The organism is Comamonas sp. FUJ_7 (assembly GCF_057369555.1).
In genome coordinates this window covers 1-22,062 of sequence record NZ_JBXXZI010000010.1, presented here as the reverse complement: position 1 = coordinate 22,062, position 22,062 = coordinate 1, and the positions used below count along the sequence as shown (strand labels likewise).

Below are 22,062 nucleotides of genomic sequence, written 5' to 3'. Positions count from 1 at the left end.
ATTCTTGTCTCCAATTCATTTCTCTATTTGCAGGCATCGCCTTGAGCCACGACTGCTTGCCCCAATCCAGGGACGCCGAGCAAGAGCCGCATCACGGCGAGGGCGTCATTCCCTCCTTGCGCGAAGCGATAAAGGGGGAAGGCGCGCAGCACCTCAGCGGGTTAAGGTAACTCCAGCACCCGCTTGGCAATGATGTTGAGCTGCACCTCAGAGCTGCCTCCGGCAATCGTGTAGCTCTTGGATCGCAGCCACGCCCGGCAGACATCGAGTTCTTCAGCGCTGAAGTCCTCACCCTCCCAGCCCAGCCCGCGCAGGCCCATGGTCTGCTCCAACAGCTCGTACTTGGCGACTTCCTGCTCGGTCTGCACCAGTTTCATGATGCTGGAGGGACCGGACACATCCTGTCGTGCCAGCGCTTTTTCGGTCACGCGGCGGTGCGTCAGGGCAAAGGCCTGCGCATCCATCAACACGCTGGCCAGCTTGTCGCGCAGCACCGGCTCATTCACGTGGCCGTTTTCATCCACCATATAAGGCAAGGCGGTCTTGAGCGCATCGTGCGAAGGAGCGCCACCTTCCGTGAACTTGGACATGGCCGCACGCTCATGCAGCAGCAGCTTCTTGGCCAGCGACCAGCCTTCGCCTTCCTTGCCCACCAACTGACGCACCGGCACGCGCACATCATCAAAGAACACCTGGCAGAAGCTGGATTTGCCACTGATCAGCTCGATGGGCTTGACTGTTACGCCAGGGCTCTTCATATCGATCAGCAAAAAGCTGATGCCGTCCTGCTTCTTGCCCTCGGTGCTGGTTCGTACCAGTGCATACATCCAATCGCCCTTGTCTCCGTCCGAAGTCCAGATCTTGCCGCCGTTGACGATATAGGCTTCGCCTTGCTCGTCTGACACTTTGCGCGCCGAAGTCTTCAGGCTGGCCAAGTCGGAGCCGGCATTGGGCTCTGAGAAGCCCTGGCACCAGCGTTGCTCACCACGCATCATGGGCACCAGATGCTCGAGCTTTTGCTCATGCGTGCCCACTTCAAGCAGTACTGGCCCCAGCATCCACACGCCCAGGTTGTACTGGGGCTGGCGGCAACCCAGGCGCGCCATCTCAGTTTCCAGAACCCGGGCTTCCTTGGGGGAGAGTCCACCACCGCCATACTCCTTGGGCCAAGAAGGTGCAAACCAGCCGCGATCGCGCATGCGCTCAAACCACAGCTTCTGATCCTCGTTCAAGAACTGCAGCTTGGAGCTACCCCACACCATCTCTTCCGAGACGATAGGCCTGCGCATGCTGGCGGGGCAGTTCTCTTCCAGCCAAGCCGCGACTTCTTGTTTGAATGTTTCCAGTTCCGTCATCGCTCTCTCACTTCACGCCAACGAAAAATATGCAATTTTGTCTGTGCCGGTCTGGCTGCACAGCTCCCCAGCCTGTTGAAGCAGGTTTAAATGCGCAATGGTTTCCCCTAATGCCATCAGGCGGTCGACCGGGCCGCGCAGCTTGGGGAACATCACCCGCATTAATTCAACCGCTGTAGCCTTGTCAACCTGCTCCAGATGCTCTTTGATCTGAACAAAGGCATGCTCGTGGTGCTCTCGAATCTGATCCAGCCGCTCATGCAAGCCATAGAAAACACCTTGGTGCGAAGGCAGCACCAGCGTTTGAGCCGGTAGTTGACGCAATCGCTGCAAAGACTCCATCCAGTATTTAAGCGGATTGCCCTCCGGCTCTATGGGGCTGACCATCACATTCGAGGTAATGCGCGGCAGCACCTGATCGCCTGCGAGCAAGATGCCTTCGGCTTCGTTATAGAGGCAGGCATGCTCGGGCGAATGCCCTTCCCCCAGCACCACGCGCCATTGCCGCTCACCAATTTGCAGCACTTCCCCGGGGCGGATACGCTGATAGTGGCTGGGGTGTTTGGGCATGAACGGGTCTTTGCGCATGGCGCCGATCATGGTTTCCAGCTCTTCCTGCATCACTCCTGCTCGCGCATAGAAGCCGACATGTGACTGCGGCAGCGGATCGGGCGGCGGCCCCATCAAAGAGCGCAGCATCATGAATTCGCCATACGTCATGTACAGCGGAACGCCAAAACGCTCCTGAAGCCACCAGGCAGCACCCGCATGGTCGTAGTGGCAATGGGTGCAGATCACACGGGTCAGGGGCTGGCCTGCCAACTTTTCCGTAAAGATCTGTTCCCACAGCTCAAAGGTCTTGGGAATACCCAGCCCGGTATCCACCAATGCCCAGCCATCGCCATCACGCAGCAGGTAAACATTGATATGGTCCAGCGCCATGGGCATGGGCATGCGCAGCCACAACAGGCCGGGCACAATCTCCACATGACTGCCGTCCGGCTTTGGCGGCTCAAACGGATAGTTCAGCACATCGGGTGGCTTGATGCGCTCACGCTCCTTGACCGCATCCCTATGCACGCAAGGCCTCTTCGACGCTTTCTGCTGTCACCGGTACATAGGTCTGCAGTTTGTCATTGCGTACAAACAGGGGGTCACGGGTCTGCGTGCTGTCATAGCCCTGTTTTTGCAGGTCGACCTTACGCAGCTTGTAGTTGCCTGTCATGTCGGGGGTATCCATCAGGCGCACAAACAAAGGCGCTGCGTAACGCGGCAGACGCTTGAGCGCCAGACTCCAGAACGCCTTGGGATCAAACTGTGCCCCTTCCTGCATGACCAATGCCGCCATGCCTGCGCGACCTCCATGACCTGGTACCTGAACACCATAGACAGTCACCGCATCCAGCCCAGTGAAGTCACCCAGTGCATCGGCCACTTCCATGGTCGAGACGTTCTCACTCTTCCAGCGGAAGGTGTCGCCAATACGATCTACAAACCAACAATATCCATCTTCGTCGCAGCGCAGCAAGTCGCCAGACGACCACCAGGCATCACCTTCCTGGAAGACATTGCGCAGAATCTTTTTCTCAGTCGCCTCGGCGCATGTATAGCCTTCGAAGCGGCCCGCCATCACGCCCGGATGCTGCATCAGCATGCCCAAAGCCTCGCCCGGCTCATTCACGCCCGCCAGCTGCAAGAAACCGTTTTCGTCGCGAATGTGCTCGCCCGTTTCCTGGTTGTAGCGCACCAGGCGCAGGTTGGTTTTTTCCCAAAACGGCACACGACCGCAGGAGCCGATACGGTTGTCCACGTTGATGGTGCTTGCATTGGCTTCCGTACTGCCCCATCCTTCAAAGATCTGGAAGTTACTGCCAAAGCGCTCGGACCACTGCTGCCATATCTCCTGTGTCATACCCGTGCCAGACATCTTGCGCAATGTGTGCTGACGATCATTGGGCGTTGGCTCGGCGCTCAGCAAAAAGCGGCAAATTTCTCCCACATACTGGCAAAACGTGATGCCATAGCGGCGCACATCGGCCCAGAACTCGCTGCGGCTGAATTTGCGTCGCACTACCACACTGGCACCAGCGCACAAGGCGGTACCCGTTGCAGACATAGACGCTGCAGCGTGGTACATGGGCAGGAAGCAGTAGAAGCGATCGTCCTGAGTAATCTCCCACAGCACCTGCATGGATTCGCCAGACATTAGCCAGCGCGCATGGCTGACCACCGCTGCCTTGGGCAGACCTGTGGTGCCGGACGTAAAGATGTACTGGGCCGTATCTCCGCCCACCAAACCCTCGCGCCATTCGGCAGGGCCGTTGCTGGTGTCCAGATTTGCACACAGCTGCTCCAGACTGGGGCCAAACTGCGCCAGCACCGCCGGGTCAGCAGGGCGCTCCGCATCTGGCCAGTGCATATAAGTCAGCGCGGGCAAGTCCTGCGTTGCTGCATATAGCGATGCGCACTCCTCGCCCACCACCACAAACTTGGCATTCGTCACATTCAGGCTATGCACCAGCGGCTTACCCTGAATGTAGGTGTTCATAAAGGCTGCAATGGCGCCCAGCTTGTTGATCGCCAGCCAGACAAAGAAGAAGGCGGCCCGGTTCTCCAGCGACATGGCGACGACATCGCCTTTGCGCACGCCCTGAGCTTGCAAGGCACGAGCCACCTGATTGGCACGGCCATTGAGCTGACCATAGGTGTAGGTGATATCGCCTTCCAGCAAAAAGGGGCGGTCTACGAGTCGCTGCGCGCTTTCTTCAAAGCGATCGGCGATCGTTTCTGGATTGTTGGCCATGTACTTCATGGCAACGGCGCTGCGACCATCCAGCTTGCGCTGGGTTTCTTCACGCGAGACCAGCTGCACTTTGGGTGCGGTGGCATCGCGTGTCATCGTAGCTGTGGTCATCCCTGTCTCCTTGTTTCTTGTCTTTGCCGGGATCGGCCAAACGTCATTGCATTCAATTAATCAGCGCTGTGCCCTTGGCATGCCCAGGCCAAACTGCGCAATCAGCTCACGCTGAATCTCGTTGGTGCCACCACCAAAGGTGTTCACCGTCGCGGCACGCACTTCAAACTCCAGCTCGCCCATGAGGAAAGCTGCAGCCGAATCGCCACGCACCAAAGAGCTGCTGCCCACGATGTCCATCAGACGGTGCAGTACCTCAATCACGCCTTCGGAGCCATAGACCTTGGTCGCCGATGCCAGGCTGACGTCCATGGTTCCCGCCTCCAGCCCTGCAGCAATGCGGAAGTTGGTCAAGCGCATGGCTTCAATGCGGGCATAGCACTCCGCAAGGCTGTGGCGCACCCAGGCCTGATCGACGGCACGACGGCCGTTTTCATCCTTGGCCTTGGCCCACTGCAGCACCTTGGTGAAAGGCGCAAACACCTTGTCGGACCAGGCTCCCAGACCCAGGCGCTCATGGTTGAGCTGCGAGGTAATCAGGCGCCAGCCACCGTTGAGCTGACCGATCAGGCGCGTGGCAGGCACTTCCACGTTGTCGTAGTACGTCGCAGCGGTGTAGCTGCCCACGGTCTCGATCAGCGTGTGCGAAAAGCCCTTGGCCTTGGTGTCCAGCACCATGATGGAGATACCCTTGTGGCGAGCCAGCTCCTGGCTGGTACGCGCGGCCAGCCACACGTAGTCAGCCGCCTCGATGCCCGAGGTCCAGAGCTTCTGGCCATTGACCACAAAGTGGCCGGTTTCCAGGTCACCCTTGAGCTCGGCCTGTGTCTTGAGCACCGCCAGATCAGAGCCCGCACCGGGCTCGGAATAACCAATGGCGAAAATGATGTCGCCTGTGGCCATGCCGGGCAGAAACTCATTTTTCTGCGCCTCTGTTCCATGCTCCATGAGGGCTGGGCCCACCGTGCTGATGGTCACAAAAGGCAGAGGTGCGCCAGCAATATTGGCTTCTTCAAAGAAGATCAGCTGCTCAGTCGCCGAGAGGCCCTGGCCGCCGTATTCCTTGGGCCAACCGATGGCCAGCCAGCCGTCACGCCCCATCTTGCGGATGGTTTCGCGAAACTCATCGCCGCCCTCAGCTCCGCGCATGCGAGCCTTCAGGTCGGGAGTCATCAGGGTCTGGAAGTAGTCACGGCACTTCAGGCGCAGTGCGTGCTGCTCCGGGGTCAAATCAATAAACATGGTTGCCCCCTTTGATCAGGCGCGATCGCCCAGAATCAGACCGCTGGTCGGAACGCCCGTACCTGCGGTCACCACCACGTTGTGCACGTTGTCCACCTGATTGACAGAGCTGCCGCGCACCTGGCGCACGCCCTCGGCAATGCCGTTCATGCCGTGGATATAGGCCTCACCCAGCTGACCGCCGTGGGTGTTCACTGGCAGACGGCCGCCACGGGCATGCATACCGGCACGCACGAACTCCTTGGCCTCACCGCGCTTGCAGAAGCCGAACTCTTCGAGCTGGGTCATGACAAACGGTGTGAAGTGGTCGTACAGCACTGCGGTCTGAATGTCGTCGGGCGTCAGGCCGCTTTGCTTCCACAGCTGGTTGGCCACATGGCCCATCTCCGGCAGATCGGTGATGTCGTTACGGTAGAACGAGGTCATGGATTGCTGGCCTTCGCTCATGCCCTGGGCTGCGCCCTTGATGTACACAGGCTTGGCCTTGAGATCCTTGGCTCGGTCGCTGGAGGTGATGACCATGGCCACGGCGCCGTCGGACTCCTGGCAGCAGTCCAGCAGGTGCAGAGGATCGGCAATCCACTTACTCTTTTGGTGATCTTCCAGCGTGATGGGCTTGCCGTAGAAGAAAGCTGCAGGATTAGTAGCAGCAAAGTCACGCACGGCAACGGCTACACGGCCAAAGTCTTCGCTGGTTGCGCCATAGGCATGCATGTAGCGGCGGGCAAACATGCCCACCCAGGCTGCAGGCGTGTGAAAGCCGTAAGGCATGTACCAACCGTAGTTCACGCTGTCGAAGAAAGGCTTGTCGCCAAAGTTGTAGTCACCGGTACCAAAGCGATACCAGCTGCGCTCGTTCATGGCGCGGTACACCACCACGGTCTTGGCGATGCCTGTGGCCACAGCCATAGCAGCGTGCAGCACGGGCGCGCAGGCTGCACCACCGCCGTGAGGGATTTGCGAGAAAAAGCTCACCTTGCGCGAACCCAGCAGGCGGGCAATTTCGTACTCGGGCACCTTGTCCATGGTGTACGAGGAAAAGCCATCCACCTCGCGGGGGTCGATGCCCGCATCTTCCAGAGCAGCCAGCGTAGCTTCCATCGCCAGACGCAGCTCAGTGCGACCGGAGTTCTTGGAAAATTCAGTAGCGCCCAGACCCACAATGGCGGCGCGGCCGGAAATATTCATATCGTTCACAGGAATGTCTCCGCTTCTTGTTTTAAGACAGCGCCACTTGCACAGTGCCGCTGACGTGAGAACCCATGGAGTTGGTTCCCTTCAAAGTGATCTGCACGCTGCGCGTGGCATCGTTCTTCTCGGTCACGGAGCCGGTGAACTTCATGGTGTCACCGGGGTAGTTGGGAGCACCCAGACGAATCTTCAGATCCATCAGACGCGCCTCGGGGCCGGCCCATCCTTCCACAAAACTCTGCACCAGACCATTGGTGGTCAGAATGTTCATGAAGATATGGGGGGAGCCCAGCTCACGCGCCGCATCGCGGTCGTGGTGACCGGGAAAGTAGTCACGCGTTGCAATCGCGCCGCCGGCAATCAGGGGCACGGTGATAGGCACGCTAACGGCCTGCAGTTCGTCACCGACGTTGACCGATTCAAAGCGAATGTTTTGGTTAGCCATGATGTATGTATTCCTTTAGCGGTCTTCAGGCAGGTCGTACTTCCAGCCGAGGTTGTCGTTATCAGCCAGCCACTGGCCCAGCGCCTCAAGGTGGTAGTTCGAACCACCGAACTCGGCCGCCAGAGCGCGGCTCCAGAACATGTAGCGGTGGATGTGATAGGTCACGTCCACGCCCATGCCGCCATGCAGGTGCTGCGCCATGCGGCCGACCTTCAGGCCCAGCTCGTTGGACTGGGCACGCACAGCGTGGGCTTGCGGCACGCAGGGCAGACCGGCATCCAGACGCCACACCAGCTGGCACAACGCGCTGCGCTGGGCTTGCATGAGGATGTAGCCGTCGGCCATCTGGCCTTGCGCCAGCTGAAAGCTACCGATGGGGCGATCGAACTGCTTGCGCTCGGTCACATACTCCACCGTGCGGCGCAGCTGCTCCTGCGTCACGCCTTGCTGCAGGCTGGCCATGCAGGCAATGGCCTGCTCGCTCACCCAGTCCAGCGCGCGACCGCGCAGCACATCCATCACAGGTGTCTGGTTGAAGGAGATATCCGCCACACCGCAGTAGTCCTGACGCATGCCTTCGGTACGCTGCACACCGGCAGCCTGCAGATTGACCAGCACCAGCTTCAGCGCGCCGCTATCCGTCTGCGCAGCCACCAGCGCCACGGGCGCCTGGGCGCCCAGTGCCACGGCATTGAGCTTGCCGGTCAGTGCATTACCCTGCAGCTTGAGGCCGGGGCCACGGCTGGCCACCACGCACTCCAGCGACAGCGCAATCAGCTCGCCTTCCATGGCGGACTGCACTACGGCATCCGCACCCTCGCCAAACTGGGCCAGCGCAGCGGCTGCCACCTGCTGTTGCCAAAGCGGAACCTGTGCCAGTGCACGGCCTTGCTGCTCCAGCACCGCCAGCAGCTCGGTTGCACCCAGGCCCAGGCCACCTGCCGACTCGGGCACCAGAATGCTGTGCAGACCGGCTGCCACGCATTGCTGCCACAAGTCCTGCATATAGGGCTGGCCCGAGGTGTCGTGCTCGCGCAGCTTCTCGTCCGTGCAGTAGTCGGCAAACAGGCTTTGCGCCATGTCTGCAAACGCACGCTGATCTTCACTGAGTTGAAAGTCCATGACTTTTCTCCCTCAATCAGGCCACGGGACGGAACTGGGGCAGGGTCAGATCGCCATCAAAGGTGACAAACTCCACCTGCACCTTCTGACCAATCTTCACATCGCCGGGTTTGACGCCGATCAGCTGCGAGATGATGCGCACGCCCTCTTCCAGCTCGATCAGTCCCACGGGGTTGGGGTACTCAAAGGGAGGCACTTCGGGGTAGTGCATGACCACGAAGGAATACACCTCGCCCTTGCCGCTGGACTCCACCGTGTCCCACTCGAAGGAGTGGCACTTGGGGCACACGGGCCCGGGCGGATGGTGCAGATCACCACAGCCCTTGCAACGCTGGATCAGCAGCTTGCCCTGCTTGACGCCTTCCCAGAAGAAGCGGTTGTCATCGCTCACACCGGGCGCAGGGCGCTTGATCTTGGGAATAGCGGCTTCACCGGCGGCTGCGGGTGCAGGTGTGTGCACTTGTGCTGGGCGGAACTTGAAGACGCGGAACATCAGCTGCCCCACTTTCTCGTCTTCGCCATTCTTGGCCTTGATCGAGAAGTAATCCATGATCTGCGTGACAAAGTAGCCCGTGCCCAGGGCTGTGGTCTTTTCCTCGCTGATGGATTCCAGGCGCGTGGTGTAGTAAAGGTCTTCGCCTTCCACCACATCGCGCTCAAACGTCAGCTCGGAGTTCACCGCCACGGTCGAGGGGAAGTTGTGCGCCTCGATCAGCTTGAGCACTTCGTAAGGGTTCTCGGTCGTGGAGCCGGGCGGATAGTTGTTCTGAACCGGACCTTCCATGCACCAGACCTGCAGCATGGCTGGGGGCGCAATGGTCTTGCCTTCCTTGTTGGTCTTCACGGCCACACCCATCAGCTCGCACCACTGGCGAATCATGGGGGCGTTGACCTTATCCCAGGCATAGACGCGCCCGTACTGCTTGCCGACGTAAGTGCGGACTTCTGCCATCCAGTCTTGATCAGTCAAGATTGTCTCCTTTGAAATTCAGTGGTTTTTTTGTACGGAATCCGAGTTCGAAGCACTCAGAAATGCCGGACGCTCGCCGCCACCATGCAGCAGCAAATTGGTGCCGCTCATATACGAAGCGCGCTTGGACGCCACATACAAACAGGCATTGGCAATGTCTTCAGGCTCGGCCAGGCGGCCTGCAGGAATGGTCTGAGCCACGGAAGCAATACCCGCTTCGTCGCCAAAATGCAGATGCGACTGCTCGGTGCGCACCAGACCGGGGCTCACGGCCACCACCCGCACCTTGGGCGCCCATTCCACGGCCAGAGAGCTGACCAGATTCAGCACTGCCGCCTTGGCCGCGCCGTAAGCCGCCGTGCCGGGCGAGGGACGCAGCGCGCTGATGCTGCCAATGCAGACAATCACGCCGCCACTGTCTTGCTGCTGCATCACGGCATTGGCCGCCTGCGAGGCGTGCAGCGTCGAGAAAAGGTTCAGGCGCAGCACGCTCTCGTGAAAGCGTGGCGACACCGTGGCAGCGTCCACATGGGGCGCGCCGCCGGCGTTGTTGATCAGCACATCCAGACGACCATGGCGCTCGCGCACGCCATCGACCATCTCCTTGACGGCCTGGGCCTCGCGCACATCACAGGCCACAAACTCGGCCTGACGCCCGCCAGCTTCAGGCAGTGTCTCGGGAGCCTGTCGGCCACAGACCACCACCTTTGCTCCGGCTGCCAGAAACGCCTGGGCAATGCCTTTGCCGATACCTTTGGTACCGCCGGTGACCAGCACTACCTGATCTTGAAAGTCGTTATTCGTATCCATGGCTGCAAATTTAGGTTTCAGCACCCGCAGCAGATACGTCCAAAAGGACGATGTATCCCCCCTCTTGGAAAACGACCATCCCCCTCAGCTAGAAACCTTGGAGCTCCTTATGACTCAACCACAGACTGCTATTGAAAACAAAGAATCTGACCCGCAGGAGCTACTGGTTCAGCGTGAGGAAAACGGCGTCGTCGTTGTGCAGATGAACCGCCCTCAGGCCACCAACGCCCTGAGTCTGTCGCTGCAGGCCGCGCTGTCACAGACATTTCTGCAACTGGGCAGTGATGACAGCGTACGCTGCATCGTGCTCACGGGGGGGGAGAAAGTCTTTGCCGCTGGTGGCGATATCAAGAGCATGGACTCGTGCGGGCCCATCGACATCATGAAGCGCCACACCGAGCGCGTCTGGGCGCCCATCGAGAAATGCCCCAAGCCCATCATTGCCGCCGTCTGCGGCTATGCCTTTGGCGGTGGCTCGGAGCTGGCCATGCACTGCGACATCATCATTGCCGGCCAGGGCGCCAGCTTTGCCCAGCCCGAGATTCGCATCGGCATCATGCCCGGCATCGGCGGCACCCAGCGCCTGGTACGCGCCGTGGGCAAGTTCCAGGCCATGCGCATCTTGCTGACGGGCAAACCCATCAGCGCCGACGAAGCCTATGCCATGGGTCTGGTCAGCCTAGTCTGTCCAGACGATCAGGTAATCCCTGAGGCGCTGAAAATGGCCAAGCTCATTGCCCACATGCCGCCACTGGCCGTGGAGCAGATCAAGGAAGTGGTGATCGCCGGCATGGATGCATCGCTGGATGCCGCCTTGCTGATGGAGCGCAAAGCCAATCAGCTGCTATTTGCCACGCAGGATCAAAAGGAAGGCATGAATGCCTTTATTGCAAAGCGCCCGGCCGTGTTCAAGGGTGAATAAACGGGATCGGACCACTGGTTCAATGAAAGCACCTCGGCCTTCTCATGGAGTAGCGGCGCCATAAGCTGCCACTCCAGCGCACTCCCCCCCCACTCCCTAGCGCTGTCATCGCTGCCCTGCACTGGGTAACTCGCGCTTCACAAGGCACGGACTTTTTGTAGCTCGCCCAAAGACAGCTCAATGAGGTGCGAGATAAAACGCCGCGCAAGGTCTCAAAGCGCCCTGCGACCTAGAATCACCGGCTGTGTCGAAAGAACCGTCATGGCCATGGCCGTGGCCATGAAAGGCTTTCATTCTTGCAACCAGTGGTGGTGAAGATATGAGCAAGCCTTTCATTTCCCTGTGCCCGGAGATCACCCGGGCCAATGCGCTGAATCTGATGGACTGGCTGGAGGACGACAACGTCACCCGCTACCTGAGCGATTCGCGCCACGTCTCCCGCTTTATCGAGCAGGTCATTGGCCGCGTGCAGCTGCCGATACTGACCCATTTGTTCAATCAGGGCGGGCGTTTCTTCATGGCCTACGACCGCCACGATGCACCGGTGGGCTTTGTGCGCCTGATCAAGACGGGCACGGACTGCGAGATCGTGCTGGTCATTGGCGACCGTGACAACTGGGGCCGCAAGCTCGGAGCCAGCGCTTTGCGCGAGGGCATGAAGCTGGCCTTCTTCGAGATGCGGGCCGAGCGGCTGATCGCCAAGATTCACAGCAGTAACACGCGCTCTATCAAAGCCTTTATGCGCTGCGGCTTTGAGCTGGACCACGAAAGTGTCTCGCTCAAAACCTTCACGCTGAGCAGTGAGCGCTATCTGCAGCAACTACACACCCAGGCGCGCAGCAAGGCCTCTGACATTTGCATCACGGAGATCGACCAGAACCGCCTGAGGAATCTGGTGCTGATGGAGTATGAGTCGGACGTGGTCAATCTGGAGCACGAGATCGAGCGAGCCACCGTGGTCAACCCCAAGCAGATAGAGCGCGATGTGGTGACCATGAACTCGCAGGTCCTTTTGCATCTGGACAACCGTGAAGTGTCCGTGGGCCTGGTGTATCCGGAAGATGCCGACAGCAGTGCCGGCAAGCTGTCGGTTTTCTCGGAGGTCGGCACCGCCATTCTGGGCTACCGCGAAGGCGACGAGATTGACTGGCGCCTGGATGACCGCACCTGCCATATCTCCATCGCCAAAGTGCTCTACCAGCCCGAGGCAGCGGGTGACTTTCACCTCTAGCTTTCCACCCCGAGATCAAGGGCACAAAGCTCAAGCGTTCCGCACTCAAGCCCTGACATCGCTATCAAAATGAAAGCTGCCTGCTCTTGATAAGCATTGATTTCAGATATAAATCCATCTGAAATTCAATGAAATCAAGCGCAAGCAGCTTTTAATTCAGGAGCATACCGGCATACATTCCAGCCGGTATGGCGACTCGTTAGACGCCCATCTCAGGCTGCGTGGATATTGGCCTTGCCAAACAGCGCCCGCATGCTGACCACCTTGCCGGCCTCATTGAAGCGGAAATGGTCAATGGGCGCGATCACGGTCTGGCGGCCCTGGTACTCGAAGCTCACGGTAAAGGCAAAAGCCGCCTCGTTGGCCACGGCACGCACCTCCTGCGTCAGTGCCACCTTCAGCGGCAGCTTGAGCGAGTTGGCATAGAACGCCCGAATGGCCTCAATACCGCGCTGAGGCTCCGAGCCCACGGGATCTTCCACCGTGGCGTCATCGGCATACAGGGCAACAATGCCCTCCAAATCGCCGGCGTTGAGTGCCGCCACATAGCGTTGCACCACGGCGGTCATATGTTCTGCTGTATTCATTTCTTCTCCAATCGGGCGGCACTTCAAACGCACCATTCAAAGTCACAGCGGCCTAGCAAAGAGATGGCCAGCAAGGGGCGCCCCGCAGCAAGGCCATCGCTCCCCTTGCGCGAAGCGAGAGAGGAGGAAGGCGCAAAGCGGCTCAGGGGGAATCAAAATGCCGTTGGACGCATCACCGCATCAATGCCGCCATCAATGACGATCTGCGCACCATGCACATAGCCCGCGGCCGGGCTCATCAAAAAAGCGATAACGGAAGCCATCTCGGAAGGCTCGGCACGGCGGCCCAGCGGCGGCACGAACTTGCTGATGGATTCGCTGAAACGCGGATCATCCAGACCGGCTTGCAGCAGCGGGGTATCCGTGGCGCCGGGCGCAATGGTGTTCAGGCGCACACCGGCCTTGCCCCAGGCGGCAGTGCGCTTGCGCACGGCCACCGTCAGCGCATTCTTGCTGCCGGCATAGGCCAGATTGCCGCCGTGCTCACCCGCATTTTCAACAATGGCACGCGCCTTGGCCTCATCGCCGCCCTCCAAAGGAGCGGCCAGCGGATTCTTGTCAAATGCCAAGTGGGCCGATGCCACCGAAGAGATCACCACGGCAGCCGCATTCTTGCTCTTTTGCAGCTCTGGCAAAAAGGCATCGAGCAATTCGGTCGCACCAAAGTAATTCACGGACACCACATTGCCCAGCACCTTGGTCTGCGGACCCAGCCCTGCGCACAGCACCAGACCATCCATGCCATCGCTGCATTGGGCCAGCACATCGGCAATGGCTTGCTTGCGGCCCTGGGAGTTGGAGAGGTCCGCAATCACCTCCGCATCACGAATGTCGATACCGACGATTCGATGGCCAGCGGCTTCCAGGGCCTTGCGGGTGGCCGCGCCAATGCCGGTGGCGCAGCCGCTCATGACGATAGTGCTCATTTGTCTCTTCCTTGTTTCTTGGGTTGTTGGCGACGCACATCAAAGCCCAAGCCAGCGCGCCGCACTACATGCAAACGGACGATGTGATTCCCCCATGGAAAAACTACTGTGGGCATCTCACACTGGCGCAAGACTTCGTTCATTACGCTTCTCATGTACCCCTCTTTGTTTCAGCCCATTCGTATCGGCCATCTGACCCTGAAAAACCGCATTTTGATGGGGTCCATGCACACCGGTCTCGAAGATCAGGCCCAGGGTTTTGAAAAGCTGGCGACTTTTTATGTAGAGCGCGCCAGGGAAGGTCTGCAGCTGATCGTTACCGGCGGCTTTGGCGTCAACGAGCATGCTCTTGGCATGCCCGAGCACGCCGAGTTTTCCACGCTGTGCACCCACGAGCAGGCGGCGCGCCACCGCGTCATCACCGAGGCCGTGCATGCCGAGGGCTGCCACATTCTGATGCAGGTGCTGCATGTGGGCCGCTACGACCACGGCAGCGGCGGCGTCTCGCCCAGCAGCGTGCTCTCCAAGCTCAGCAACCGCAGCTCGCGCGAACTCAGTGGCGAGCAGATTGAACAAATCATCGCCGACTATGTGCGCTGCGCCCGTCTGGCCCATGAGGCAGGCTATGACGGCGTGGAAGTCATGGGCGGCGAAGGCTATCTGATCAACCAGTTCCTGGCCCCACTGACCAACTTCCGCACCGATGAATGGGGGGGCGATGCCACAGGCCGCAGCCGCTTTGCGCTGCGCATTGTGCAAGGCATTCGTGCCGCACTGCCCCACAACTTCGTCATCAGCTTTCGCCTGTCGCTGATGGACCTGGTCGAGCATGGCAGCCACTGGAAGGAAGTGCTGGACCTGGCCCGCCAGCTCGAAGCTGCGGGCGTGGACTTGTTCAATACCAGCGTGGGCTGGCATGAGGCGCGCATTCCCACCATTGCCATGATGGTGCCGCGCGCTGCCTTCAGCTGGGCGGCCGAGCAGCTCAAACACGCCGTCAAGGTACCCGTGGCAGCCAGCAACCGCATCAACACGCCCGAAGTGGCCGACGATCTGATTGCCCAGGGTCATGCCGACATGGTGGCCATGGCCCGTCCTTTTCTGGCTGACCCTGCCTTTGTGCGCAAGGCCCAAACCGGCCAGAACACGGCCATCAACACCTGCATTGCCTGCAACCAGTCCTGCCTGGACCGCATCTTCACGCGCCAGCAAGTCAGCTGCATGGTCAACCCCAGGGCCTGTCGCGAGTGGGAATGGCCTCAGGGCAAGGCGAAAAAGCCCCTCAGGGTCGCCGTGCTCGGCGCGGGCCCTGCGGGTCTGGCCTGCGCCCGCGAAGCGGCCGAGCGCGGTCACAAGGTCACGCTGTTCGAGCCCAGCATACGCATAGGCGGCCAGTTCTTTCTGGCACAGAAAGTGCCCGGAAAGCAGGAGCTGGGAGAGACGCTGCGCTACTTCGAGTACGAAATCCAGCGCCTGGGGATCGAGCTGCGGCTGAACACCACGCCCGACATCGCGGCGCTCAAGGGGTTTGATCATGTGGTCGTCGCCACGGGCGTCACGCCCAGGCGCAGTGGCATTGAGGGCGAAAACAACTCCAAAGTCATTGACTATCTGGAGGCCCTGCGCAGCCCGCGCTTTGTGGGTGAGCGCGTTGCCATCGTGGGTGCCGGCCCTCTGGGCTTTGACATGGCCGAGCTGCTGGCGCACCACAAAGCCGACGACGGCAGCGTGCTGGCCTTTAGCCGCGAATGGGGCATAGACCTGCAGCGTGAGCAGCGCGGCGGCATTCAGGCCAGCGAGAAAACGCAGTCTCCACGCCATATCTGGCTGCTGCAGCGCAGCAAGTCCCCCATGGGCAGCACCCTGCCCACTACCACAGGCTGGATACGGCGCAGCCGCGTCAAGAGCAAAAATGCACGCATGCTCAATGACGCCGAGTACATCCACATTGACGAAAACGGCTTGCACCTGCGCATTCGCGGCGAGCAGCGCTGCCTGAGCGTGGACAACATCGTCATCTGTGCCGGCCAGGATGCGCACGACCCCTGGTCCGCCAGACTCCAAGAACACAGCATTGCGCACACCGTGATTGGAGGCGCGCGCAATGCTCACAAAATTGACGCAGCGCGCGCCATCGAGGAAGGGGCCGAACTCGGCCGACAACTATAGGAGACAGCGAAACAAAATGAGCAATCCCCACGCATCAATGCTGCAGCCGGGCCGTATTGGCACCATGGAGCTGAAAAACCGCATCATCATGGCCCCCATGGGCGAGAACTACGGTGGCACCGACGGCGTCTGCGGCGAACGCGCCCAGGACTATTACGCAGAGCGCGCCAAGGGCGGCACCGGCCTGATCATCATGGGCACGGCCGCCATCTCCTGGCCCACAGGCACCAGCGAGCCGCACCAGCTGGGCATCTCCAACGACGACTTCATCCCCGGTCTGGCCGAAGTCACGCGCCGCGTTCACTCGCACGGCGGCAAGGTCGCCATCCAGATCAATCACAGCGGCAAGGTCGCCGCCAACGACCGCACCCACGGCCGTGAGATGTGGGTGTCCTCCATTCCGCCCAACGGCCCCGTGGCTGAAGCCATGCGCACCGTCACGCCCAAGGAGTTCTCGACCTTTGTGGGAGTGGGCCCCCACCCCGACCGCTACCGCGTGATGGACAAGGCCGATATTGCCCAAATGGTGGAATGGTTTGCCGCCGCCGCCCTGCGCGCCAAGCAGGCCAACTTTGACGCTGTAGAAGTGCACTGTGCGCACAACTACATGATCGCCAACTTCCTCTCGCCCTTCTTCAACAGCCGCACCGATGAATATGGCGGCAGCTATGAAAACCGCAGCCGCCTGCTGCGCGAGGTGCTGACCGCCGTGCGCGAACGCGTGGGCGCGGACTTCCCCATCTGGGTGCGTATTGACGCCGAAGAAATGCACACGCCCGGCGGCATCACCATGGACGAGGCTCTCAAGACTGCCAAGCTCTGCGAAGAGCTGGGCGCGGATGCTATCAACGTCTCGGCCTATGCACGCCTGCCCACCGGCACGGCTTTTACCGACGCACCGATTCCGCAAAAGCAAAATGCCTATCGCGAATTCGCCATCGGCATCAAAAAGGCCGTGAGCATTCCCATCATCTCGGCAGGCCGCTGGGAGCTGGATGCAGCCGCTGCCGCCATCAGCAATGGCGAGATCGACTTTGTGGCCATGGGCCGCAAGCTGCTGGCCGATCCCGACCTTGCCAACAAGCTGCAAGCCAACACCGCCCAGAGCGTGCGCCCCTGCATTTACTGCTATGCCTGCGTGAGCGAGATTTTCATCAACAAGGGCATCAAGTGCGCGGTCAACGCTCAGACCGGCCACGAAGCGACCAGGGCCATCACCTTCGCCGAAAAGCCCAAGCATGTGCTGATCGTCGGTGGCGGCCCCTCGGGCATGGAAGCCGCCCGTGTCGCCGCCCTGCGCGGCCATCGCGTGACTCTGGCCGAGCGCAGTGACCGCCTGGGCGGCACCCTGTTCTTTGCCGCTCTCGCCTACCCAGAGAACGGCCGCCTGCTGGACTATCTGGTCAAGCAGATGGATCACCCCAATATCCAGGTGCGCTTCAACACCACCGTGGATGCCAAGCTGATCAACGAGCTGCAGCCCGACGAGATTCTGGTGGGCACCGGCGCCAAGCGCGCAGCACCCGCCATCGAAGGCGCAGACCAGAGTCACGTGTGGAGTGGCGACGAGCTGCGCCGCCTGATGACCGGCGACCGCGCCGACGAAATTGCCAAAGCCAAGCTCAGCCTGACCGAGCGCGCGCTGTTCAAGGCCGGCGGCATGCTCAAGGTGACCGACAGCACGGCAGCCATTCAGAACCTGTCCAAGCTGTGGATGCCACTGGGCAAGAAGGTCGTCATTGTGGGCGCAGGTCTGGTCGGACTGGAGCTGGCCGAGTTCCTGCTCGATCGCGGCCGTGAAGTCACCGTGCTGGACCCCGGCACCCATCCGGGCACCGAACTCGCCATCGTGCGCCGCTGGCGCGTCTATGACGCCGTCAAGGCCCACGGCAAGCTGCTGATGCAGTCCAACGTGACCAAGATCGAGCGCAAGGAAGTCGTCTGGACCGACAAGAACGGCGAAGAACACCGCACGCCCGCAGACTCCGTGGTGCTGGCCATTGGTGCAGAAGCCGACTCCACCGTCGCCGATCAGTTGCAGACCATCACCCAGATTCCTCTGCGCCGCATTGGTGACTGCAACGACCTGGGCTATATCGAAGGCGCCATGCACTCGGGCCACGCAGCAGGCCGTGCGATCTGATTTTCTGCTTCACCCAAGGCATGACGAGTTCGCAAGGCTCGTCATGCCTTTTTACTTTTGATGATGCCTGAATCCTTGAGCACCCTCACCACAGCTCTTGCCTTTGCCGAAGCTCCGCGCTGGCATGCTGGCAGGCTCTGGTTTTCCGATATGTATGCGCAGCGCGTGTGCAGCATCGGCAGCAACGGCGACTTGCGCACCGAGCTGCAGCTCGATGACTGGCCATCAGGCCTGGGCTGGCTGCCCGATGGCCGCCTGCTGCTTGTCTCCATGCAGCGGCGCTGCATACTACGTCAAGATCCCGAAGGCCTGGTGCTACACGCCGACCTCTCGCAGCTTGCACCCGCCCACTGCAACGAGATGGTAGTGGATGCTCTGGGCCGGGCTTATGTGGGCAACTTTGGCTTTGATGTCTTCAGCAGCACGCCGCCCTGCACAACAAATCTGATCTTGGTACAGCCCGACGGCAGCGCCCGCGTGGTGGCCGATGAGCTGATGTTCCCCAACGGCAGCGTCATCACGCCCGATGGCAAAACACTGATCGTCGCCGAGACCATAGCACACCGGCTCACGGCCTTTGACATTGCCGCCGATGGCAGCCTGAGCGGCCGCCGCGTCTGGGCCAACCTGGGCCACTTGATGCCCGACGGCATAAGCCTTGATGCAGAGGGAGCGCTGTGGGTCGCGTCCCCCTCCACTCCAGAGTTTGTGCGCGTGCGCGAAGGGGGTGAAATCACTAACCGAATCCCCAGCACCACGCCGGCCATTGCCTGCGCCCTGGGCGGCGAAGATGGGTACACACTATTCATGCTCAGCGGCCCCACCTGCGCGCCTGAGCAAGCTTTGGAACTGCGGCAGAGCCAGATTGAGACTATGCGAGTCGCCGTGGCGGGGCGCTACTGAAAACAAGGATTGCTATCTATTAAATAGCATTAATCGCTCTCAGTGATTAGGCTACAGGCTGTTTTTATTGAATTTCAGTCTATTAAGCAGAAGTGTTCTCAATGAAGTCGGCGCGAGCTGTGTCACTGGCAGCTGACTGCAATCGACCGAGGCTGTGTGAAAACACGTAAACATCAGGTTTCTTTGAGTAGTAAAAACCATTGCCGACAGCACAACCATCGACCTGGATGGTTCTGAAAACGTGATGTCCTAATTGCTTTGCTCATGACTCGGTTTTCACGCAACCTCGACCCATTGCTTCCGCTCTCAATTTGACTACGATGGTCTGCTTCGCAGCGGTAGCTAACTGTCCAAGTTGAGTTCTGAGCCGCCCAAAAAAATTCAGCGCACTGTCCCCAAAACATTGGAACGAGTGGTCATTAGAACTGGTATCAACACTCAGATGACGAAGCTAGCACGGATCGGGCTAGCTAGCTGTCAGGTCCCGGACGATTACGCGATGAATCCCTTCGTGCGCATTTGTTCACGAATCCCCCGTTGAAGCTTGGCACCGGGAACACAGCGAGCAGTGGACTAAGAGATCGCTTGGAGGGCTTACGCCATCAGTCTATGCGCAGACACTGATGCACTACCAGCTAAATGGCCTCATCGGACTCCAAAGTTCTGTGCGGTTCAAATATGTGGGGGCGTCGAGGCATCACCACTCAAACACGTTTCAAGCTGACGCTAACGCAAAGAACGCTACAAACTAAGGACGCCATAAAAATACCGGCTTTCAGCCGGTATTTTTATGGGAGTGCAGAAATTACTCGTTACGCACACCAAGATTTTGGATGATGGGCTTCCACATCGCTGTATCACGGTCAGCGTACTTCTTCAGCTCAGTCACTGGCCCCAGAATTACGACTTGCTTAGCTGCTTCGTATCGTTTGACTAACGCAGGATCTTGCAAGCACTGCTGGGTTTGTTCGTGCAGCTTGTTAACGATGGCGCTAGGCGTTCCGCTTTTCGCAACAATAGCACCCCAGCTGCCACGGGAAAGCTCTGGCGCATCCAGAACTTCATTAATGGTTGGAACGTTGGGAATCTCAGGCATCCGCTTTTCGCCAAACACCGCCAGTGGTTTGATTTTTCCGGCTACGGCTTGCGGCAAAGCAGTGCTTGCCACAAACAAGCCGAGGTCAATTTGGTCGCCCGCTAAAGCGGTAATGCCTGCAGGCTCCCCCTGGAACGGTACGTGGGTAAATTTCGTCTGCATCTTGGCGGACAAAATAGCTTGCATCAAGTGTGCAGGCGAGCCATTGCCGGGTGAACTGAAATTCTAGCCGCCGTCTGTTGCCTGAGATGCTTTGGGAATATTACCAAAAGCTGAAATCTTGGAATTGGGGTTCGTTGCCAGAATGTAGGGAGCGGTCACCAGCAAAGAAATGGGTTCAAAGTCCTTTTCTGGGAAGTACGGCTGTTTAGCATAGATATACGGCGTGATAGCAAAGTGCGACATGCCAGCAAAGAACAAGGTATAGCCATCTGCAGCCCCTTGCTTTAGCGCCTGGATCGCAGGAATGCCGAATGCACCACCTCGGTTGTCGACAACAACGGGTTGACCTACCTTCATGCCGATGCAATCTGCCCATATCCGAGCGATGTTGTCTGAGCCGCCGCCAGCCGCAGCGGGAACAATCAAACGGATGGGTTTTTGTGGCCAAGCCACCTCTTGCGCGTGCGCTGTTGTTGCTATCGAAAAGCTCGCGGCAGACGCCAGACTAATTGCCAGTGCGCGACCCACGATGCGTGGACGAGTCGATGTCGTGTGAAGGACATGCATCGCTTTTTTCATATTGAATCCTTGAATCCCGAAGAGTTTCAAAACGCCCCGAATACGCGAATGAATCGCATCGGGTGTGTTACCTGATAAAGCTTAGTGATCACTCTTATTGGTGACTTTTGTACACAGCAAAATTCCATATATGCAAATATCAGACCAGCCTAATGCTCGTCGGGTGTGCCATGCGCACTCTCTAGATGAGCAGGGAAATGCACGGAGTGCCGACTCAAGCCGAGCAATCTAGCTTTTAAAAATCAGCTGTGCGGGATGATAGCCAGTTTTTGCATATATGCAAATTATCTTACAATCCAGCGTTTTAAATCCGTGTCGGACTTCCGCAGGCATACCGTAGAGATGTCGAAATTAGTCCGGTGCATTCAGCTTAGAGCACCGTATGAAATCCATAGAATATTTCCAAGGCCCGGCAGCATTCCCTATCTCCAAGGCAATCCGTATTGGTGATTTCGTATTTTTGTCGGGGCAAATTCCGCTGCAAGATGGCAAACCACTGCTGGATAGCATCGAAGCACAAACACATGCTGTGTTGTCCACAATTTCCAGCAGCCTACAAGCAGCAGGAAGTTCAATGGATCAGGTCATTAAAACCACCATCTGGTTGAGCGATCTTGGAAATTTTGAGCGATTTAACGAGGTCTACCGCACCTACTTCAAAGAGGGTGCATACCCAGTGCGTAGCACCGTGGAGGCCAAACTGGCATTCGGCGTAGGCGTAGAGATCGAAGCACAAGCCTATTCGCCAGCGCAGTAAGAACTGCTCGGCTGCAGATTTCACTTTATGTGGACACCCGTTCCAATATTTCGTGGACAGCTCACCACTCCAATTGGACACCTTGCTACTTCGGTTATCGTTGAAAGCTGACGCATTTCGGTCTGATTGGAGGATGAACTTACTTAGTATGAGGTCGAGCTTAAGGAACCTCTGCATAAGTCCCCAACGCATGTGCTTGCACATGCGTGCCGGGTGCGGCAGCATCCCGGCCTATGCAGCAATTTGATCTTGGCCTGAACCTTTCCACCAAAAAAACACGTAAACGCGAATTCCTGGAGCAGATGCAGCAAGTCGTTCCATGGCAAGAGTTGGTGGACTTGATTGCGCCATATGCACCTGAAGGTCGCAAAGGGCGGCCTCCATTTCCTGTGGAGATGCTGCTACGCATTCACTTCATGCAGCAGTGGTTCAACCTCAGCGATCCAGCGATGGAAGAAGCACTGCATGACATGCCCTTGTTTCGGGAATTCGCTAGCCTGTCATGGCAGTGCCACGCCTGATGAGAGCACTATCCTGA

General features: G+C 59.1%; 17 protein-coding genes and 2 pseudogenes. 7 read left to right on the top strand and 12 right to left on the bottom strand.

Features of this window, described 5'->3' with window-relative positions; translation table 11 throughout:
- Nucleotides 1-161: 161 nt before the first annotated feature.
- From AC2I9W_RS14760 to AC2I9W_RS14720, 9 genes are read right to left on the bottom strand one after another with little or no spacing between them, the layout of a single operon-like run.
- Complete coding sequence (locus AC2I9W_RS14760) at nucleotides 162-1,355, bottom strand: acyl-CoA dehydrogenase family protein (RefSeq protein ID WP_486410683.1); 1,194 nt, start codon at nucleotides 1,353-1,355, stop codon at nucleotides 162-164.
- Nucleotides 1,356-1,367: 12 nt separating this feature from the next.
- Nucleotides 1,368-2,435: an MBL fold metallo-hydrolase gene (locus AC2I9W_RS14755; protein WP_486410682.1), complete on the bottom strand. Its 1,068-nt coding sequence runs from the start codon at nucleotides 2,433-2,435 to the stop codon at nucleotides 1,368-1,370.
- Entirely contained in the window at nucleotides 2,428-4,269 is a 1,842-nt protein-coding gene (locus AC2I9W_RS14750) for a long-chain-acyl-CoA synthetase (protein ID WP_486410681.1), read from the bottom strand. Before AC2I9W_RS14750 ends, AC2I9W_RS14755 begins: the two co-directional genes overlap by 8 nt.
- A 60-nt stretch (nucleotides 4,270-4,329) precedes the next feature.
- A complete protein-coding gene (locus AC2I9W_RS14745; RefSeq protein ID WP_486410680.1) occupies nucleotides 4,330-5,511 on the bottom strand; it encodes an acyl-CoA dehydrogenase family protein in 1,182 nt (393 codons plus the stop codon).
- Nucleotides 5,512-5,526: 15 nt separating this feature from the next.
- Complete coding sequence (locus AC2I9W_RS14740; protein ID WP_486410745.1) at nucleotides 5,527-6,699, bottom strand: lipid-transfer protein; 1,173 nt, start codon at nucleotides 6,697-6,699, stop codon at nucleotides 5,527-5,529.
- 31 nt (nucleotides 6,700-6,730) lie between these two features.
- Nucleotides 6,731-7,147, bottom strand: coding sequence for a MaoC family dehydratase (locus tag AC2I9W_RS14735; protein WP_158392390.1), 417 nt, complete (start codon nucleotides 7,145-7,147; stop codon nucleotides 6,731-6,733).
- A gap of 15 nt (nucleotides 7,148-7,162) precedes the next feature.
- Nucleotides 7,163-8,269, bottom strand: a complete 1,107-nt coding sequence (locus tag AC2I9W_RS14730; protein WP_486410679.1) for an acyl-CoA dehydrogenase family protein — start codon at nucleotides 8,267-8,269, stop codon at nucleotides 7,163-7,165.
- Between the two features lie 16 nt (nucleotides 8,270-8,285).
- Nucleotides 8,286-9,239, bottom strand: a complete 954-nt coding sequence (locus AC2I9W_RS14725) for a Zn-ribbon domain-containing OB-fold protein (protein WP_486410678.1) — start codon at nucleotides 9,237-9,239, stop codon at nucleotides 8,286-8,288.
- Between the two features lie 18 nt (nucleotides 9,240-9,257).
- On the bottom strand, nucleotides 9,258-10,049 hold the full coding sequence (locus tag AC2I9W_RS14720) for an SDR family oxidoreductase (protein WP_486410677.1): 792 nt from the start codon (nucleotides 10,047-10,049) through the stop codon (nucleotides 9,258-9,260).
- Between the two features lie 109 nt (nucleotides 10,050-10,158).
- Between AC2I9W_RS14720 and AC2I9W_RS14715 the strand changes: the two genes are divergently transcribed.
- On the top strand, nucleotides 10,159-10,971 hold the full coding sequence (locus AC2I9W_RS14715) for an enoyl-CoA hydratase (protein WP_486410676.1): 813 nt from the start codon (nucleotides 10,159-10,161) through the stop codon (nucleotides 10,969-10,971).
- Nucleotides 10,972-11,290: 319 nt separating this feature from the next.
- Nucleotides 11,291-12,202, top strand: a complete 912-nt coding sequence (locus AC2I9W_RS14710) for a bifunctional GNAT family N-acetyltransferase/nucleoside diphosphate kinase regulator (protein WP_486410675.1) — start codon at nucleotides 11,291-11,293, stop codon at nucleotides 12,200-12,202.
- A gap of 212 nt (nucleotides 12,203-12,414) precedes the next feature.
- Here the strand turns inward: AC2I9W_RS14710 and AC2I9W_RS14705 are convergent, their stop codons facing one another.
- On the bottom strand, nucleotides 12,415-12,789 hold the full coding sequence (locus AC2I9W_RS14705) for a steroid Delta-isomerase (protein WP_486410674.1): 375 nt from the start codon (nucleotides 12,787-12,789) through the stop codon (nucleotides 12,415-12,417).
- Between the two features lie 152 nt (nucleotides 12,790-12,941).
- The gene (locus tag AC2I9W_RS14700; RefSeq protein ID WP_486410673.1) at nucleotides 12,942-13,715 is read right to left on the bottom strand and encodes a 3-alpha-hydroxysteroid 3-dehydrogenase; all 774 of its coding nucleotides are present in this window, start codon (nucleotides 13,713-13,715) and stop codon (nucleotides 12,942-12,944) included.
- Nucleotides 13,716-13,868: 153 nt separating this feature from the next.
- Between AC2I9W_RS14700 and AC2I9W_RS14695 the strand changes: the two genes are divergently transcribed.
- From AC2I9W_RS14695 to AC2I9W_RS14685, 3 genes are all read left to right on the top strand, one after another.
- Complete coding sequence (locus AC2I9W_RS14695; RefSeq protein ID WP_486410672.1) at nucleotides 13,869-15,884, top strand: 2,4-dienoyl-CoA reductase FMN-binding domain-containing protein; 2,016 nt, start codon at nucleotides 13,869-13,871, stop codon at nucleotides 15,882-15,884.
- A gap of 16 nt (nucleotides 15,885-15,900) precedes the next feature.
- Complete coding sequence (locus AC2I9W_RS14690) at nucleotides 15,901-18,027, top strand: oxidoreductase (protein WP_486410671.1); 2,127 nt, start codon at nucleotides 15,901-15,903, stop codon at nucleotides 18,025-18,027.
- A 75-nt stretch (nucleotides 18,028-18,102) separates the two neighbouring features.
- Nucleotides 18,103-18,930: an SMP-30/gluconolactonase/LRE family protein gene (locus tag AC2I9W_RS14685; RefSeq protein ID WP_486410670.1), complete on the top strand. Its 828-nt coding sequence runs from the start codon at nucleotides 18,103-18,105 to the stop codon at nucleotides 18,928-18,930.
- A gap of 805 nt (nucleotides 18,931-19,735) precedes the next feature.
- On the opposite strand, the pseudogene AC2I9W_RS14680 reads toward AC2I9W_RS14685, so the two are convergent.
- A pseudogene (locus tag AC2I9W_RS14680) lies at nucleotides 19,736-20,755 on the bottom strand (Bug family tripartite tricarboxylate transporter substrate binding protein).
- 394 nt (nucleotides 20,756-21,149) lie between these two features.
- Between AC2I9W_RS14680 and AC2I9W_RS14675 the strand changes: the two are divergent.
- Complete coding sequence (locus AC2I9W_RS14675; RefSeq protein ID WP_486410669.1) at nucleotides 21,150-21,524, top strand: RidA family protein; 375 nt, start codon at nucleotides 21,150-21,152, stop codon at nucleotides 21,522-21,524.
- Between the two features lie 233 nt (nucleotides 21,525-21,757).
- Nucleotides 21,758-22,062, top strand: a pseudogene (locus AC2I9W_RS14670) (transposase); the annotation flags it as partial.

What these genes read in the sequence shown, in the direction of transcription:
- AC2I9W_RS14760 (WP_486410683.1), bottom strand. Translation starts at nt 1,355, where the DNA reads ATGACGGAACTGGAAACATTCAAACAAGAAGTCGCGGCTTGGCTGGAA.
- AC2I9W_RS14750 (WP_486410681.1), bottom strand. Translation starts at nt 4,269, where the DNA reads ATGACCACAGCTACGATGACACGCGATGCCACCGCACCCAAAGTGCAG.
- AC2I9W_RS14745 (WP_486410680.1), bottom strand. Translation starts at nt 5,511, where the DNA reads ATGTTTATTGATTTGACCCCGGAGCAGCACGCACTGCGCCTGAAGTGC.
- AC2I9W_RS14740 (WP_486410745.1), bottom strand. Translation starts at nt 6,699, where the DNA reads ATGAATATTTCCGGCCGCGCCGCCATTGTGGGTCTGGGCGCTACTGAA.
- AC2I9W_RS14735 (WP_158392390.1), bottom strand. Translation starts at nt 7,147, where the DNA reads ATGGCTAACCAAAACATTCGCTTTGAATCGGTCAACGTCGGTGACGAA.
- AC2I9W_RS14730 (WP_486410679.1), bottom strand. Translation starts at nt 8,269, where the DNA reads ATGGACTTTCAACTCAGTGAAGATCAGCGTGCGTTTGCAGACATGGCG.
- AC2I9W_RS14720 (WP_486410677.1), bottom strand. Translation starts at nt 10,049, where the DNA reads ATGGATACGAATAACGACTTTCAAGATCAGGTAGTGCTGGTCACCGGC.
- AC2I9W_RS14715 (WP_486410676.1), top strand. Translation starts at nt 10,159, where the DNA reads ATGACTCAACCACAGACTGCTATTGAAAACAAAGAATCTGACCCGCAG.
- AC2I9W_RS14710 (WP_486410675.1), top strand. Translation starts at nt 11,291, where the DNA reads ATGAGCAAGCCTTTCATTTCCCTGTGCCCGGAGATCACCCGGGCCAAT.
- AC2I9W_RS14705 (WP_486410674.1), bottom strand. Translation starts at nt 12,789, where the DNA reads ATGAATACAGCAGAACATATGACCGCCGTGGTGCAACGCTATGTGGCG.
- AC2I9W_RS14700 (WP_486410673.1), bottom strand. Translation starts at nt 13,715, where the DNA reads ATGAGCACTATCGTCATGAGCGGCTGCGCCACCGGCATTGGCGCGGCC.
- AC2I9W_RS14695 (WP_486410672.1), top strand. Translation starts at nt 13,869, where the DNA reads ATGTACCCCTCTTTGTTTCAGCCCATTCGTATCGGCCATCTGACCCTG.
- AC2I9W_RS14690 (WP_486410671.1), top strand. Translation starts at nt 15,901, where the DNA reads ATGAGCAATCCCCACGCATCAATGCTGCAGCCGGGCCGTATTGGCACC.
- AC2I9W_RS14675 (WP_486410669.1), top strand. Translation starts at nt 21,150, where the DNA reads ATGAAATCCATAGAATATTTCCAAGGCCCGGCAGCATTCCCTATCTCC.